17 protein-coding genes are annotated in these 17279 nt (G+C 36.4%); 7 read left to right on the top strand and 10 right to left on the bottom strand.

Features of this window, described 5'->3' with window-relative positions:
- The 4 genes from ACIP9G_RS13805 to ACIP9G_RS13820 form a co-directional block, all read right to left on the bottom strand.
- Positions 1-246 carry a DUF3006 domain-containing protein gene (locus tag ACIP9G_RS13805; RefSeq protein WP_401020112.1) on the bottom strand — a complete coding sequence of 82 codons (246 nt, stop codon included), beginning with the start codon at positions 244-246 and terminating at the stop codon, positions 1-3.
- A complete protein-coding gene (locus ACIP9G_RS13810; protein ID WP_401020115.1) occupies positions 233-1408 on the bottom strand; it encodes an MBL fold metallo-hydrolase in 1176 nt (391 codons plus the stop codon). Before ACIP9G_RS13810 ends, ACIP9G_RS13805 begins: the two co-directional genes overlap by 14 nt.
- A gap of 121 nt (positions 1409-1529) precedes the next feature.
- Complete coding sequence (locus ACIP9G_RS13815; protein ID WP_401020117.1) at positions 1530-2876, bottom strand: GntP family permease; 1347 nt, start codon at positions 2874-2876, stop codon at positions 1530-1532.
- Complete coding sequence (locus ACIP9G_RS13820; RefSeq protein ID WP_401020119.1) at positions 2877-4016, bottom strand: glycerate kinase; 1140 nt, start codon at positions 4014-4016, stop codon at positions 2877-2879.
- Positions 4017-4222: 206 nt separating this feature from the next.
- On the opposite strand from ACIP9G_RS13820, the gene ACIP9G_RS13825 reads away from it, so the two are divergent.
- Positions 4223-5296, top strand: a complete 1074-nt coding sequence (locus ACIP9G_RS13825) for a CdaR family transcriptional regulator (protein ID WP_401020121.1) — start codon at positions 4223-4225, stop codon at positions 5294-5296.
- A 245-nt stretch (positions 5297-5541) separates the two neighbouring features.
- Here the strand turns inward: ACIP9G_RS13825 and ACIP9G_RS13830 are convergent, their stop codons facing one another.
- The gene (locus ACIP9G_RS13830) at positions 5542-7047 is read right to left on the bottom strand and encodes a coproporphyrinogen III oxidase (RefSeq protein ID WP_401020124.1); all 1506 of its coding nucleotides are present in this window, start codon (positions 7045-7047) and stop codon (positions 5542-5544) included.
- 189 nt (positions 7048-7236) lie between these two features.
- Here ACIP9G_RS13830 and ACIP9G_RS13835 point away from each other — a divergent pair, with 189 nt between their 5' ends.
- Positions 7237-7617: a hypothetical protein gene (locus ACIP9G_RS13835; protein ID WP_401020127.1), complete on the top strand. Its 381-nt coding sequence runs from the start codon at positions 7237-7239 to the stop codon at positions 7615-7617.
- A gap of 68 nt (positions 7618-7685) precedes the next feature.
- Here the strand turns inward: ACIP9G_RS13835 and ACIP9G_RS13840 are convergent, their stop codons facing one another.
- The 3 genes from ACIP9G_RS13840 to ACIP9G_RS13850 all read right to left on the bottom strand — a co-directional run bounded on the left by ACIP9G_RS13840 (position 7686) and on the right by ACIP9G_RS13850 (position 9990).
- The gene (locus ACIP9G_RS13840) at positions 7686-8348 is read right to left on the bottom strand and encodes a ribonuclease H family protein (RefSeq protein ID WP_401020129.1); all 663 of its coding nucleotides are present in this window, start codon (positions 8346-8348) and stop codon (positions 7686-7688) included.
- Between the two features lie 136 nt (positions 8349-8484).
- Positions 8485-8829 (bottom strand): YlbF family regulator, encoded by a 345-nt coding sequence (locus ACIP9G_RS13845; protein ID WP_340822416.1) that lies wholly within the window; start codon positions 8827-8829, stop codon positions 8485-8487.
- 18 nt (positions 8830-8847) lie between these two features.
- Positions 8848-9990 (bottom strand): DUF445 domain-containing protein, encoded by a 1143-nt coding sequence (locus ACIP9G_RS13850; RefSeq protein WP_340822415.1) that lies wholly within the window; start codon positions 9988-9990, stop codon positions 8848-8850.
- A 220-nt stretch (positions 9991-10210) separates the two neighbouring features.
- On the opposite strand from ACIP9G_RS13850, the gene ACIP9G_RS13855 reads away from it, so the two are divergent.
- The 4 genes from ACIP9G_RS13855 (at position 10211) to ACIP9G_RS13870 (ending at position 13747) form a co-directional block, all read left to right on the top strand.
- The gene (locus ACIP9G_RS13855) at positions 10211-10414 is read left to right on the top strand and encodes a YheE family protein (RefSeq protein WP_340822414.1); all 204 of its coding nucleotides are present in this window, start codon (positions 10211-10213) and stop codon (positions 10412-10414) included.
- Between the two features lie 170 nt (positions 10415-10584).
- Positions 10585-10995 (top strand): hypothetical protein, encoded by a 411-nt coding sequence (locus ACIP9G_RS13860; protein WP_340822413.1) that lies wholly within the window; start codon positions 10585-10587, stop codon positions 10993-10995.
- Between the two features lie 424 nt (positions 10996-11419).
- Positions 11420-12763, top strand: a complete 1344-nt coding sequence (locus ACIP9G_RS13865) for a hemolysin family protein (RefSeq protein WP_255639588.1) — start codon at positions 11420-11422, stop codon at positions 12761-12763.
- Between the two features lie 75 nt (positions 12764-12838).
- The gene (locus ACIP9G_RS13870; protein ID WP_401020133.1) at positions 12839-13747 is read left to right on the top strand and encodes a cation diffusion facilitator family transporter; all 909 of its coding nucleotides are present in this window, start codon (positions 12839-12841) and stop codon (positions 13745-13747) included.
- Positions 13748-13819: 72 nt separating this feature from the next.
- On the opposite strand, the gene ACIP9G_RS13875 is transcribed toward ACIP9G_RS13870, so the two are convergent.
- Together ACIP9G_RS13875 and ACIP9G_RS13880 are read right to left on the bottom strand one after the other, a co-directional pair.
- On the bottom strand, positions 13820-14560 hold the full coding sequence (locus ACIP9G_RS13875; RefSeq protein WP_401020135.1) for an effector binding domain-containing protein: 741 nt from the start codon (positions 14558-14560) through the stop codon (positions 13820-13822).
- An 84-nt stretch (positions 14561-14644) separates the two neighbouring features.
- A complete protein-coding gene (locus tag ACIP9G_RS13880) occupies positions 14645-15571 on the bottom strand; it encodes a helix-turn-helix transcriptional regulator (RefSeq protein ID WP_401020137.1) in 927 nt (308 codons plus the stop codon).
- Between the two features lie 410 nt (positions 15572-15981).
- Between ACIP9G_RS13880 and ACIP9G_RS13885 the strand changes: the two genes are divergently transcribed.
- Positions 15982-17103, top strand: coding sequence for a response regulator (locus ACIP9G_RS13885; RefSeq protein WP_340822408.1), 1122 nt, complete (start codon positions 15982-15984; stop codon positions 17101-17103).
- Positions 17104-17279: the final 176 nt, after the last annotated feature.

The raw sequence follows: 17279 nt of genomic DNA on the forward strand, positions 1-17279 counted from the left end.
TTAATTTTTTCGGCGTAATTTGTCCATCAAACTTTGTACTTCGGCTTTTTTTTGCGCTGTTTCTTCTTTTAAAATGTCGATATGGTAGGTGTTATCGATTTCTTTAATTAAGACGCGATCACCAGCTTGTAACGATTGATCAATGGTATTGATAGGTAGAATAAGTTGCTCAATTTCCTCTGGATATTTTAAAAAAATTGCATAGCCATCTTCAATGCGGTCTAATGTGTATTTAGTCGAGTTCACTTACAACTTCCCCTTTCGCATTAAGTAATTGTGCACTATCCCCGTCATTCAGCCAAATCTGTCTTGTTGTCCACTTTAAATAATTTTGCCCCTCACGCGCTGTCGTACCGCTTGTAACATAAATGGTTTTGCCAGGCTGTAACGATACATTTGGAAAATTAAAAACTTGATTACCTTCTATTGATACAAGTTGCCAATCTTTTAAAGAAACCGTATCCTGACCGTTATTTTTTATAGCAACAATTTCCCCTATTAAATCCTTGCTAATAATTTCTACATCTTGCTTCATTTTTGGCTTTTCGGCAATCGCTCCAGACCACTCTTTTGCACCTACATTATAGCTTACCCCATCTGTTGAAACGGTAACTGTACCAGTTTCTGCTGTTGCATAAATTTTACTGCCAATCGCCTGTAAACGCTCTACAACTTCAGCATGTGGGTGTCCGTATTTATTGTCCTTACCATAACTCAAAATGGTTACTTCTGGTTGCACTGCCTGTATAAAGCTTTGAGAGCTACTTGTATTGGAACCATGATGGCCTGCCTTTAAAACCGTCGCCTTAACATTTTGTTGTAGCATTTCTTTTTCTAAAGCTACACCTGCGTCACCCGTTAATAAAAAAGAAATATTTCCATAGGTAACTTTTAACACAATCGATGCATCATTATTGTCTGAAGCATTTTCATTTGCATTCAGCACCTTTACGTCAAGTTCACCATCTAAAGCAATACTATCACCTGTTTTTGGCACGTTATACGGAATATTATTCGAATCAATAAGCGAAAGCATTTCTTCAAATGTTTGTGATGTATGTACTTTCCCAGAATCATAAAACTGTTCAATAGGAATCGAATTTAATACAGGAATTAAACCACCAATATGATCGGCATCAGGATGTGTCGCGACAACTACATCAAGCTTTTCAATACCAAGTTCATTGATATATGAAACGACCTGTTGCCCAGCACCTTTAACACCTCCATCAACGAGCATCGTTTTGCCATTCGGTGACTCAATTAGTATTGAATCGCCTTGTCCTACATCAAAAAAATGCACACGCATTTCATGACCTGCTGCCACTGGTATTTTTTCTGTTTCTAATGCTGAAGTACAACCTGCTAATACAAAAATACAAAGGAGCACTGCGAGTAATTTTTTCATAGAATAACTTCCTTTCTATTTACTATTATACAAAAAAAGAGAGCGAACCCGAAGGCTGCTCTCTGTTTCTACTCTATCTAATTGCAGTTAATAAAAATTCGAAAACTTCTGCTCAAGCAAGTTAAACTAATATCCACCACAAAATCATCGTAATCACAATTGTAACAAGCCCCTGCAATAATGTCGCAACAGTTTGTGCTTTATAGGCTTGCGTAACTTCCATCCCACTGTATTGCGTAATAACCCAGAAAAAGCTATCATTCACGTGACTAACCGTCATTGCACCTGCACCAATTGCCATAACAACTAATGCTAGAGGAACAGCGCCTTCAATGCCAAGCGTAATAAGCATCGGAGCTACTAGTGAAGACGTAATAACTAATGCTGTAGTTGACGAACCTTGTGCTGTTTTTAAGGCAGCTGCTACGATAAATGGAACAACTAGGAAAAGACCTCCAGTTGCAAACATACCTAAATCCATCTCCTGCAACATCTCACCAACGCCAGCATTTTTAATAACCGTTCCAAAAGAGCCGCCCGCACCAGTAATTAATAAAATCGGAGCAGCCTCTTTTAAGCTGTCACCAATCCAACCAGTTAACGTTTTTTCACTGACTTCAGGTAATAATAACATCGCTGCTGCAACACCTAAAAATAAGGCAACTGTTGGTGACCCTAAAAAACGACAAATCATATTAAATGTAGCTTCACTATCCCCAACTAATGCTGCAATCGATCCTATACCGATTAACACAATTGGAAGCACAATCGGTAAAAATGACTTAAACGTCGAAGGCATTTTACCAAATGATTTAATAATTTCTTCATAATCCAATGCCTCTAAGTCATCTTCAGGCACACGAATTTTTGTCGCTACTTTAACTGACCATAAATAACCTACAAATGTCGCTGGAATCGCTACTAACAATCCAATAACAATCACAGTTCCTAAATAATCTGCCGCCCCTATATTCCCAGCCGCTGCTATTGGCCCTGGCGTTGGCGGTACTAAAACGTGTGTAGCAAAGAGCCCTGTTGCCAACGCAACAGCCATCGAGGCAATCGTAACATTTGCGCGCTTTGCTAATGATTTTTGTAAACTCGATAAAATAATAAATCCTGAATCACAGAAAACTGGAATAGATACGATATAGCCGATTAAAGACATAGCTAATTGTGGACGCTTTGGACCAACGATTCGCAATACAACTTCTGCCATTCGATAGGCAGCCCCTGATTTCTCTAAAATTAACCCGATGATTGTTCCAGCTATAATGACTAAACCAATGCTTGTCATCAAGCCTCCAAATCCAGTATTTATACTTTCAACAACAGTTAATAATGGCATACCAGAAGCAATGCCTACAAAAAATGCACTAATTAATAATGCTAGAAACGGATGAAGCTTTAGCTTTGCTGTTCCGACTACAACAAATAATACCCCTATTAAAATAATAACGAACAACATTTACTCATCCCCCATATTTACATAATTCTCAATTATTTTTTTCGTTTTTAGACGAATCAAACGATAAGGCTCTTGCATTGCTTGCTGGACAGTAGTCGATTCATCTACTAGTGATTCCACAACAGAAAAGTAATTGAGCAAAACAGACTTATCCTCTTCATCAATGGCTCCAGACAATAACATTGCCTGTATGTTTGTTGTTTTTGCAGCCATTGCTACCCCCAATGGCGCCTTTCCATGTAATGTTTGACGATCCGATTTACCTTCACCAGTAAGAACAATTTGTGCGTCTTTCAAATGTTTTTTTAACTGTACAGCATCTATAACAATATCTATGCCTGCATGAAAAGTGCCATTTAAAAAAGCAATTAATGCGCCACCTACACCTCCAGCAGCACCTGCCCCTTTATAATCATGTAATCGAATATGAAATTGCTTTTCCACAATATCTGCAAATTGCTTTAAGCAATTATCAAAAAAAGTAATTTCATGCTCTTTCACACCTTTTTGCGGGCCAAAAATGGCTGTAGCTCCGCGCTCTCCAATCAATGGATTATCGACGTCACATGCAATTGTAAATGTTGCTTCAGACAATCGTGCATCAAGTTGACTATTATCAATGGATGCTAAATCTAGCAATGCTGACACGCCATTCGCAATAGGAGTCCCATCATCTTTTCTAAATTGCAAGCCTAGTGCCCTTAATAGACCAATACCAGCATCGTTTGTTGCACTGCCACCTATTCCAATAATAAATTTACGAAACCCTTTATTAAGTGCAGCCTTTATTAACTGCCCAGTCCCATATGTCGATGCAAGCTCAGGGTTTTTTTCACTGTCCTGCAACAGCGTAATACCAGATGCCTGTGCCATCTCGATAACACATGTTTCATCATCCCCAAGCACACCAAACTTTGCTTCGATTGTTCTGCCTAGCGGATCAAGTACATTTTCTGAAATATACTTCCCCCCTGTTGAAGCAATGAGTGACTCTAACGTACCTTCTCCACCGTCTGCCACTGGTAAAATAACTGTTTCAATCGATTGATCAGCATCCAAGATTCCTTCCTGCATTGCATTCGCTACTTCAAATGCAGACAAAGTACCTTTATAAGAATCAGGACAAATTATGACTTTCATGTTTTTACCCCCACTTTACATCCATTCATATTTACGTTGGTGCTCAGCTGTCAGACGATATAGTTTTATCGCATACAAGAAATTTCTTCTACTCAAAGTTAAGCGCTTACAAATTATTATAATGACAATAAATTCAGAAAACATTATAATGAATGTACAAATTAACTGTCATATAACAGAGGTTTATTTATGCGAGGTGTATAAGCATGTTAACAAAAAAATTAGCAGAAGAAATAGTGCATCAAACAATGTTACGATTACGTCGCAACATTAATGTCATTAGTCCAACCGGAGTTATTTTAGCATCTGGCGATAAAATGAGAGTTGAAAATATTCACGAAGGCGCACTTTACGTGGCAAAAACGAAAGAGACACTCATCATTAATGGGGAAAATATTGATGCTTATCCAAATACAAAACCTGGCATCAATATGCCGATTATGTATCAGGATGAGGTCCTTGGAGTAATCGGCATTACAGGCGATTCTGAGGAAATTTTAGAAATTGCCAATCTCGTACAACTAACAACTGAAATCATGACACATCAAGCTATTGTGGAATCAAAAAGTGAGTGGCAACGTAAAAATAACGATTACATATTCGAAGCGTTGGTACATGGTAGTAAGATAGACGCTGCCTTACAAGAACGCATTCAAAAACTTCCGTTCACTTTAGAAGCACCCTTTCAAATTATATTACTGAGCATGGATGCACCGTCATCTGCGGAAAATAGCCTCCCTCTGTTTTTTGAGGATTTATTTTATAAGCAATCTGTTCTTTCAGGTCATAGCCAACTACATGAATATTATATTTTACTAACAAACTACGATGAACAGCAAAAGCTGCAAATGATGAAAGCATTACGTAAAAAAAAGCACAAGCTACCTTCATTACAAATTGGGGTGGGACCGACTGTACCCAATTTAGCGCAACTTCCACATTGTTATAACGGCGCTAAAACAGCACTTGAATTTGCCTTAATTAATAAAGAAATTACGTTTTTTGAAGATGTCGAGTTATTTTCTCTTTTTAAAAAGAGAGATTCCGAGGAAGTACAAGCATTCCAAAATCGCGTTCTAAAAAATATGAATGCTAAACAACTCGAAACATTACAAACCTTTTTTGATTGTAATTTACAACTAAAACTTTGTGCACAACAACTGAATATTCACCGTCACACACTTACCTACCGATTAAATAAAATTCGGGAGCTTACAGGCTACGATCCACAATATTTTGAGGATGCCGTCATCTTAAAAATGGCCTGCACTTTACGGTAAATCATTTAAGGTAATGTTGACGAAGGTTTAGGGTGACAGGCACTCAAACAATTATCCGAGTTGATGGTAGCGGAGGCGGTGACTCCTGCGGGAACGCACGCAGCGTAAGACGCAACAAACCGCGCGTTAGCGAGGGTTGCGGCTTACGGTGTGCCCGCGGAAAGCGCCCGCCGTAGCGGACATCAACGTCACAAAAAAAGTGTCAGATCGATTGCAGTCAATCTAACACTTTACTCTTTTGCCCTTTAAACATTATATAATTCATTTAATAGCTCAATTTTTTTGCCAATTGCGTCTTCAAACGTCATGATGTAAGCTGCAGGATCTTTTGGATTATGGAATTGTGTAATCTTCCCTGTCTCAGGATGAACAAATTTTGAAGATGCTCCACAACCAATACCTAAAATCGTCTGCACTTCCTCCATGATCACAATATTATAAATGCTTTCTTCGCCCGCTTTACTGTAGCCTACATTTTCTAAATTACCTAAAATATTTTTTTGACGGTATAGATAGTAAGGAACATAATCATTTTCCTTCGTCCATACTTGCGCCATCTGCATCATTTGTGCGACCGTATCACGATCTGCCACCTTGTATTTATCTTTATTGCGCGTCATTTCGGATGCACGTTTAAAGGATAGTGTGTGGACTGTTAATGACTCTGGTTGCATTTTTGCAGATTCCTCTAATGAATGTTGGAACTCTTCCGTCCCTTCATTTGGCAAACCAATAATTAAATCCATATTAATATTATTCATACCTGATTCGCGTGCTAGCCAAAACTTATCAATCGTTTCTTGCACCGTATGATGGCGTCCAATTGCCTTTAATGTTTCATCTGTATAAGATTGCGGATTGACACTAATACGATCAATGCCCCATTTTTTTAGTACAGCTAATTTCTCTGGTGTAATCGTATCTGGACGACCTGCTTCCACCGTTACCTCCCGAATCGTTTCTGGGTTCGGGAAGGAGTCATACATTGTTTGATACAATGCATCCATTTCATGTGCCTCGATCGAAGTAGGTGTACCACCGCCCCAATAAATTGAAGTGATTTTCATATTATTTTCAGTCAGCCACTTACCCATCTCACGTAATTCAATGTGCAGTCCATCTATAAATGTCTCTACACGACCTTGTTTACGGTTACTACCAATCGCATAAGCAGGGAAAGTACAATATGCACATTTAGTTGGACAGAATGGAATGCCAATATAAACACTAATCTCTTTTCCAATACTATCTAAGTCAGGTATAGTAACTAGCTGACGAGCTACAATCTCCTTCAACAGCGCTACCTTTTCCTCTGACAATCGGAAGTCACGTACGAGCACTTCAGCAATTTCTACATCATCCATACCTGCCTGGCGGAATTTATGATAGAGCTTTGTCGGGCGCACACCTGTTAAAATACCCCATTGCTGATGCATCCCCGTATGCTGCTCTAACACATCTAAAAACACGTGCGATAATGCACGTTTCATGCGAATATTTTGCTCACGACCAACCGCCTCTATCTCATATTCAATATGGTAATCATTCGTATAACGTTTACCTTCTACCTCTAGCACCGCTCTAGTATAGATAGAAAAATTTTCTTCAACTCGGTAGCTGAAAGCAACGGACATATCCGCTTCCTGCGCAGTCGTACTTAACTTCGAATCCTCAAAAAATAAATTCGCAATATGATTTAATACGCGAATCCAATCCTCAGGATATTTTTGATCTATTTGAATAATTTTCATTGTTTTCGCTCTCTTCTTTCAATATTCCAATGTACATTACTAAATTAATGATTGCCTCAATAGTTTAACAAATTTTTATAAGTTTAAGCAAAGCTACTAATTGCAAGATTCCATTAACAGAATATTTAGACTAATTATAGACAAATTATTTAATTATACTTATAATTTTTAGTAAAGGTGGTGTTGATAGTGGTTGTAATAAAAGAAAACTTTTCTGCTGTTTCTAGCTTTATTCAGAAATTAGAAGTTGCCTTCCATCATTTTGATTTACAACGTTGTGACGAAAAGACATTGTACGTCACTATATTTTTAAAATACCGCGGGCAAAAGGTGCTTTGCGATTTTATTTACATTATTAATCACCAAGAAATGTATGGTGCTATCTCTATTAACGAGCATTATAAACATGCAAGAAACTTTATTCAACAGCATTTCCACCATATCCTTTTATACTCTGATGAATTACGATTAGCACGAAACTTTATGAATACATTTCATTTCAAGCAAAGCTTACAACAGTTTGCCAAAATATATCCTAGATTTCTGGCTAATAAACAGCTTTTGGCATAGGACAAGTGTAAGTTATTTTCTAACAAGAAGGGAGGCGTCTGTAGTATTCGACACCTCCCCTTTCAAAGTTATTCCTTTATTATTTCACTCAGCCCTGTAATATCAATTCCGTTTAATGCTTGTGTTGCCAGTCTATCTGCTTCTGCATTCTCTTTCCTCGAAATAAATTTGTAGTCTGGTCGAAGGTTTAGCTCATTTAATTTCGCGTCAATTTTGTCCGCCCATCCTGCTAAATCCTTCTCCAATGCAGGCCATTCCCCATTTAGCTGATTAATCACCACTTGTGAATCCCCAATAATGCTTATCGGCAAATGATGAGCATTTAATAATTCAAGCTCCACTAAACCTAAATAAAGGGCTGCATATTCAGCTTCATTGTTCGATTTGAGCTCCGAGGAAAAGGCATTTTTTCTTAGCCTATATGGTTTACCATTTTGCTCATAATAAATGGCACACCCGAGTCCTGATTGAGTAGTTGCACGATCAAACCCTCCATCAAAATAAACAGTAATATTGTGGGGTTCTGTGTCAACTTCTTTTAGATATGCCTTTAACTCCTTTATAGACCAGTTCGTATCTTGTCGATCAATAAATTGTAGCGATTTGACACGTCCTGTACGTTCCATATCTTCCGCCAACAATAATGCTTGAGCTGCTGGCATTTCTTCTGATCGTAAAACCGTCCCTGCACCCTTTGGTGTTTTATATGTCCATTCAATTACAACATGCATGACATTCCCTCCATAAGTGAAAACGTGTCTCGAATAGCCGAGACACGTTTTCCTTCTTACTTTGTTATATGTGCAAATATTCGTTTATTTATTCCTCACAAAATATTATACGGTATATGCTGATAAAGATGCTTGCTTACATGCCCTCGTACAACGATTGAATAGGTTTTACTAAAATACGGTTTACTTCTTCGATAACGCCACTTAGCTTCATCTCTGCTTCAAGCATAGCTACAATTTTCTCATTTTGTTGCGCGAGCTGCGCTGTTTTTTGAGCATAGAGTAGCTCATCTTCCTGTAAATCTTCCCCAGCCATTTGTTTTTGCTGTAAATCTATTTGAATCTTACGGAAGTTTTGGAATAGCTTTATTGCATCCTCATCCGCTTTGACTACTGCTACTGCCTCTTCTAATGTTTTAAATTCCGCCGTTTTGCGGAAAGTTGCCTCCAAAGCATTAATTTCATTATAAATATTAACCATTATTTCTTTTTCCCCTTTCTAAATAAAGTAGACGATTAAACCTTGCACAATACCAATTAGTCCACCAAGAACTGCACCAAGAACAGTAATCATTTTAAATTCACGCTTCGAAATACCAAGGACAAGCTCTTCAAGTTTTGATACTGGGAACGAATCAACTTGTTCACGTACTATTTCTTGTAAATTTAAGCGTTTTAACACATCTTCTAATTTGTCTTCTGCTCTATCAAATGCTTTTTCAATCATTTGTGGCACTACTGTTTCCCTCATCCAAGTACTACCGTTAGGCCAGTAATATGAAATAGGATGCTGTAAACGTTCTGTAACTGCTAATTGATCTTTTACATAGCTTTGTAAATTTGCTAATATCGGTTCAAAGTCAATATCCCCTAAATAATCCATTGCTGGACGATCCTTTAATTTTTCCCACTCCTGTGTGAAAATGTTTGTTAGTAGTGCTGTTGTTCCAGGAGCCTGTATAAACTTCACAAGCTCGCGTTGTACTTTGCCCATAAGTGACGAGGAATCACCTAAAAACATATTAATCATACCGCCAAGTGATCCTTTTGACGATAAAAAGTCATCAATCATCGCCTTTATCGTCATTTCACCAGCTGGCGATAAAAAATAATCTTCACCTTTCTCTAAAATATGTCCGACTGCTACTGGAATTTTAGCATCAATCGTATTTTGAATGTCCTCCGATAACAGTGTACGAATTGATCTCGTGGATAATGTATTCTTAACTGATTCAAATTGTCCGGCTACAATTAGCTCTACCTTTTGTTCGATAGTAGCAGGCATATTGGAGAAACCAGCTAAAGATAACCAATCTTGAATCGTTTTAGCATCCGTAAAAAATGTTTCTTCTACCTTTGTTTGTACAAATTGCTCTACTTTATCTTGAATATCCTTTGAAAAAAACTTCTTCCTAAAGGTCTCAGGTGTCAGTAGATAATTTACAACTGTTAGGCCAAGCTGTTTCGCTAATTCATCACGTCTTTTTGGAATAAGACCCGGTGTAAATGGCACACGCCAATTTTTAATATAAATCGCTTCATGAGGTCGAAAAAGCATTTTAATTGCTAGATGATTTGTTATACCCCCGATTGCAGCACCGATGATTGCCATAAATAATAATGTCACTATAAAATTGTCCATTAGCATCCTCTCATTTCAATCGTATTCACATTTGGTGTATTTTGTCGCCTATTGGACTCATTATAGCAGAGCAATGAAATCCAACGAAAGAATACCCTCCATTTAATTACGACAAAGCATAATTGTACCTATCTTTAATCAATGACAATTTGTTTAGTTGCAAAATTACCCTTATGCTTGAATAATATTAAATACATATAATTAGAAATGGGGTTTGTATATGATTCAGCATTTTAGCTTTAAACCTTTATTTGAAAATACACAGCTTCCTGGATGGGCCATTTCATTTTTTTATCAACGTGAACGCTACGCTGCAGAATATTTAAAAGATGGCGTCATCCAATGGATTGGTCCTATTCCTCCAGATGAAGAAGATGTTAAAAAAATGATTCACGAACTTATGCTTTTCCATATTTATGACTAAAAATATCGATACTTTTTTGCTTTCACCCACTTAAAAATACCTAATATTTACTAGAAAAATCACTGCTATTATACGAAAATTGCTTGTTTATATTGATATTCCTGTATTTTTCTTATACATTTAATAAATGAATTTATTTCTAAATGTTTTTTATGCAGGAGGCTATTTCAATGAGTAAAGTCGCACTTTCTGATGACTTAAACAACTATAATTCAAAAGCATTAATTCGTGCAAAAGTAAAAGAACTTTTTTCTGAATTTTCGGCAAAAATTTTTGGGTTAGTCGATGAGGCAAGTACTATCGATAGTAAAAAATTTGAAGCACTATCTGGTTTTAGTAGTAATTTTTACAGTGAGTATTGCAACCAATTAAAAGCTATTTTTGAATCCCCAACTGGAATCGGGAAACGTGCAAGTAAACAAATGTACTTAATTTATAATGGCAATCATTATATCCTTACACAACAAGGGTTGACAGAAAAAGCACCTATCACCATCTCAACTTTTACAGACGCAATCCCTTCAAAGGAATCTGTGCATGATGTGGAAAAGGCTTGTCTTAAGTTACGCTTTCAACAATAATTTTTCCGATACATATTGACGCAAAAAAAGAGGTTGTCTCCTATAATTGAGACAACCTCTTTTTGTTGCATATTAAAAATAATTCATTTAAAAAAATCCACAAGTAAAGCACTCTTGAGATTTTTGACGTGTCGTTTTATATGAGATGCAAATGCTTCTTTCTCTAAATAAACTATCCTTGCTCCATATAAAGTTAGCATAATGCATATTGATTTTCAATCATTTGTCATCTAGATAATGTCCATTTTTTTAAAAGCAAAGCCTTCTAAAAATAGTATAAAAAAGTCGTTGTCAATATTTGTGTTTTAGTTATAAATAACTTATGATTAAAACATCCAACAATTTTTTAAATCATAGGAGGTGTACACTTTGTTTACTTCCCTCATTCGGGCGGGGACAAAGGAATTATTTGGACGGAGACATATTGGAAATAACCATAAGGTTGGCGGCATTCGCCCTACTAATCATAATGACAGGATTTTTCGTTGCAACTGAATTTGCAATCGTAAAAGTAAGAACTACCCGCATTGATCAATTAGTCGCAGAAGGCCATAAAAAAGCGAAAAATGCAAAACGTGTTGTATCGGATTTAGACGAGTACTTATCCGCTTGTCAGTTAGGTATTACAATTACAGCACTTGGACTAGGGTGGCTAGGTGAACCAACGTTTGAAATCATTTTACATCCAGTGTTCGAGTTTCTAAATCTGAACGGTAGCATAACATCTATCCTTTCATTTATACTTGCATTCTCAATTGTAACGTTTATGCATGTAGTTATCGGGGAATTGGCGCCAAAAACTTTAGCCATCCAAAAAGCAGAATTTGTTACATTAAACTTGTCTGGTCCGTTAATTTTATTCCATAACATTACGTATCCAATCATAAAATTATTAAATGGCTCTGCTCGTGGTTTAACAGGTCTATTTGGTCTTAAAATGATGTCAGAATCAGAAGTTGCGCATACTGAAGAAGAATTGCGTATGATTTTGTCGGATAGTTTAAAAGGTGGAGAAATTAATAACGCAGAATATGAATATGTTAACAGTATCTTCGAGTTCTCAGATCGCCTTGCAAAAGAAATCATGGTGCCACGTACTGAAATCGTCGGAATTGAGAAAGAGCTTACTATTAAAGAAGTTTTTGATTTAATGGGTGTTGAGCAATATACTCGTTATCCAATTATCGACGGTGATAAAGACCATATTATTGGTTTAGTCAATATGAAGCATTTATTAACTGCTTACATTAAAGACCCAGCAAATGGTGATAAATTAGTGATTGACTATATGCAACCGATTATTCGCGTTATGGAAACAACGCAAATTAATGAATTATTACTCAAGATTCAACGTGAACGTATTCATATGGCTATTTTAATGGATGAGTATGGTGGAACATCGGGTCTTGTAACCATTGAAGATATTATCGAGGAAATTGTCGGGGACATTCAAGATGAGTTCGATGAAGATGAAATCCCAGAAGTACAAGAAGTTGCAGAAAATCATTTTATTTTAGATGCAAAAATGCTACTAGAAAACGTCAATGATATGCTAGGTACTGACATAGAAGATGATGATATCGATACGATTGGTGGTTGGTTCATGACGAAGCGTTTCGATGCTGTCGAAGGTGATAGTATTGAAGAGCAAGGTTTTGAATTCACAGCTAAAGAACTAGACGGTCACCACATATTATACTTAGAAGTTCTGAAGTTACCTGAACTTGATTTAGTAAATGACATCGAAGAATCGAAAGACTATAAATAACACAGCTAAGACGGCTCCCTTTCATATAAGGGGGTCGTTTTATAATGCCCGAAAGTTTTGCGAGGAGGAAACAAAATGGAGCTCTATACAAATTTACGTCAAGGGGAAAAAGGCGCTTGGTTATCTATAGCTACCTACTTAATACTGAGCTCAGTAAAGTTAACAATTGGCTATATTGGAACATCTGAAGCTTTAAAAGCAGATGGATTAAATAATACAACTGATATCATTGCATCTATTGCCGTTTTAATCGGCTTACGTATTGCCCAAAGACCGCCAGATTCAAATCACCAATATGGTCATCTACGCGCTGAGACTGTTGCGTCACTTGTTGCATCTTTCATTATGCTTGTTGTTGGCTTACAAGTTTTGATTGCTTCTTTACAAGGACTGTGGGAGCCAACTGGCACAACCCCATCCATGTTAACAGCATTTGTTGCAATTGGGAGTGCCATAGTAATGTATATTGTTTATCGCTATAATTTAGCTCTATCAAAAAAAATACGAAGTGCTGCTGTAAAAGCTGCCGCTTATGACAATCGTTCAGATGCACTTGTCAGCATTGGTACAGCTATCGGGATATTCGGTGCAATTTTCGGCTTCCCGATTATTGATACATTGACAGCTCTTGTTGTAGCTTTTCTTATACTAAAAACTGCTGTAGAAATATTTTGGGAAGCTGTTCAAAGTCTTACAGATGCCTTTGATATTGATGAAGTCGAGACTTTGTCAGTACTAATTCGCAATGTAAATGGGGTTATTGAGCTTTTAGATTTCAAAGGACGCGCACATGGAAATATGTACTTTATAGATGTAACAGTGACTGTGAATCCTTATTTAAATGTCTTTGAAAGCCACCGTATTACAGAAGAAATTGAACGTACAATTATGCGGGAAAATCGCTTCTGTCATGTGCTCGTGCATATTGAACCACACATCGAAGATTTGCCTCCTACAAACAAAAGCCAGTCTCCTACCACTTGATGGTAAGAGACTGGCTTTTTTGCGTTATGCCGCTTCGCAAGCAAGGCAATTCGCATTTAACTATTATCATACTTATTTAATTGCAATATAAATATCGACCTGAGACTCATTAGGTTGGCATCGTTCATCATATATTTCAAAGTCACCAGTATATGTTCGTTCTACATCTGAGTTTGCAAACCAAGCCCATATATCTTGCCAAGCTTTAATGACAATCTCTGGCATTGACCCTTTTTCTGAAGTAAAGACTAAATAATTCGAGGCAGGAATTGTTTTGATGGACATCCCATTTGGCACTTCTTTGTCAGTTGATACTTCCACTCCAAGGGTAATCGAGTAATCTCCATTAACATCTGTTTCATAATCCGAATATAGTCCATACATAACGCCCTCGTTCACTTGATTTATCAATTGACCAGTTACATTTTCCTGAAAGTAACTGGTCCATAATTGGGGTATTTTCGCTGTTGGAGTAATTTCATTCGCATTATTTGTGCGCGCTTCTATTCCTACTATTTGAAAGCTTTGTTTTTCTTTCACAACAGGAGGATTGACTTCGCCTGTTCTCCATCTTTTTAAGCTAGGTAAAAACGAAGCTAACATTTGACGTGCCTCTTCTTCTGCCATGCCTTCTTCCTTTAAATGAGGTACACATATGTTAATCATTTCATTGACAGTTATATTTGGCTGTTTGAACTGTCCTAATTCGTAGCAATATGTGCAATAGTCCTGACACACCTGCCCATCTTTTTCAGTTCCTAATAGTTTTGCATCCTCTAATGGCATTCCACAGCTTTGGCAATAAGTTTGCATAATTTATATCCACCCTTCGTTCATTTGTTTTTACTATAACAAAGCAAACTTGACAACTGTATGTCATCAATTAAGCGTAATAAATCACCCTTTGTTTTCTGCATACAATGCTACAATTTCTTGTGCCCGTCTTTTTACAATATCAACTAAATAAGGAGGATTAATAAGCTTTATTCGATTCCCAAAGCTCAGCAAAAAACCATATAGCCATTCATCTTCGGGCAATGAAACTTGCACGATCGATTTCTCATTATCTATATGTTCTGCTCCAAATGTTTCTTCCACTAATGTTCGAATAGTTTCATCAAACGACAGTGTAATTTCCACTAAGTTTTTCGGTTGCTGCCAAGCTTTATCCCAAGGCAGTTCTGCTAAATGAACGCTCTTCCGTTCAAAACATATTAACTCTTCTTTAATTTCCTTCATTCTAGAGATTTTAAATAACCGAAAACCATCTCTTAATGTGCAATAACCATATATATACCATACTTTCCCCTTCTGTACTAAAGTATGCGGCTCTATCAAGCGCTTTGTAAGCGTCCCATGCGCGGTTGAATACAAGAAGCTTACACAATGCTCATCTTCGATAGCCCTTTTTAATAGGGTTATTTGTTCTTTTAATATAACATTCTGTCCCCAAGGGCTTAGGTCAACAAATAAATGATCAATCGATTTTTTCACTTTTTCATCTGCTATCCCTGTTAGTTTTTCTAAAACAGCAGTGGCGTGAGCATCCTCATATGATGTTAAGGCACTTTTAAGAGCAATTGACAGTGAGGTTAGTTCCTCCTTCGTTAAAATTTGCTTATCCATTCTATAACCATCAATTAAACTAATCCCTCCGTTTACCCCTTGCTGACTTACAACTGGTACCCCTGCACAGCTAAGGGTTTCAACATCGCGATAAATTGTGCGAACTGATACGTCAAATAACTCTGCCAATTCTTGAGCCTTTACTTTTTTACGATTAATTAAAATCATTGTCATCGTTAGTAAACGATCTAATTTCATTTGTCTAATCCCTCAACTTTGTACATATTTTTAAAACACACACTACTTTTCCACAACAAAGTAATTTTCAATTACTTATATCCTATTATTTTTAAGTATTTTTTAAGTACCTTTTGAGTTTTCTTTAAGTCAAATGTACTATAATAACGGCTATTACATAATACATTCATTAGAATGTTTTACAAAATAAGAAAATAAGAAACTTTAAATCCCTTCAGTCAATTTTCTAGCTTAACTATCGATACTTTCTTTTTTCAAAATAGTTTAATAATAAACGCTTATACAATTATTTCAATTCTCTTAACACTACATAAAAAACTTTTATCCTCTATATAATGGGGAGACCTTTTCAAAAACAATGTACTAGAGTTTAATGGTTTTCAATTTAATTGTATAAAGGAGATTTTGATGTGATTCGAGCCGTTTTAATAGACAATGAACCTCTAGCTTTACACTATTTTCAAAATAAGCTACAAAACTTTCAACAAATAGAGGTTACCCAAACCTTCACTAGTGTAAAACTATTCTTAAATAGCCTTCCATCACTGGAATTTGAAGTAATATTTTTAGAAATAAAGCTTGATGAACTGAATGGACTTGAAGTAGCTGATATTATAAAAAGCAATCGCCCACATGTAATTGTTATATTTATAACTTCGTATTCAGAATTTGCAATCCAAGCATATGAAATTGGAGGACTTGATTATTTACTTAAACCGATTAGCCAAGCACGCTTAGAAAAAACAGTATCACGTATTGAACATGAATTTTCTATGCAACAGTTGGTACAACAAACTTCTAATACGATTTTAAACGTCCAATGCTTTAATCAATTTGCTACCTATAGCAACAATAGTCTCGTTTCCTTCAAAACTGAGAAAACAAAAGAATTATTTGCTTATTTTATACTGCACCCTAACATGCCTATTCATCGGGATGTTTTAATCGAAATTCTTTGGCCTAATTTAGATTATGTTCGTGCTAAATCTAATCTTCATACAGCACTATCTTATTTAAGAAAAACATTAAACAATATGGGCTACGCCAACTGTATAATATTTTCTAACAAATATTATATTTTTGAAAAACCTAATATTTTGTGTGATTTGTACGAATTCCAAGATTGTTTTAGTGATTTTAAGAAGTCTGATTTTCCTCCGATTTCATTAATCAATCAATGTCTTGCTATTTATAAGGACGGCTTACTCATATTTGATGATTATGAATGGGCTACCTCAGATAGAGATAAGCTTACTAAATCATACATAGAGTTATTAGAGAAAGGGTTTCAAACAAGCATTGGAACCGAAACGGAAAAAGCTATTGACTATCTCAATCGTTTATTAGAGTTTGATCCTTATAATGAACATAAGCTTGAACAATATTTACAACTGTTAATCGAGGCAGGATTGCATACACAGGCATACATTATTTTTTTAACTTATGAGCAAAAACTAAAAGAAGACTTAGCACTCACTCCAAGTTCTACTTTACTAGAAATGTCTAATAAATTATTTAGTCATAATCAATAATTTATATGGAAAGAGGCGACAAAAGAGAAAAAGTGTTAGATTGACTGCAATCAATCTAACACTTTTTATGTTATGCCGTTGTTGTCCGCTACGGCGGTTGCTTTCCGCGGGCACACACGTAAGCCACAACCCTCGCTAACGCGCGGTTTGTTGCGTCTTACGTTGCGTGCGTTCCC

Origin of the sequence: Lysinibacillus sp. NPDC093197 (assembly GCF_044754025.1) — a bacterium.
Lineage (GTDB): Bacteria > Bacillota > Bacilli > Bacillales_A > Planococcaceae > Lysinibacillus.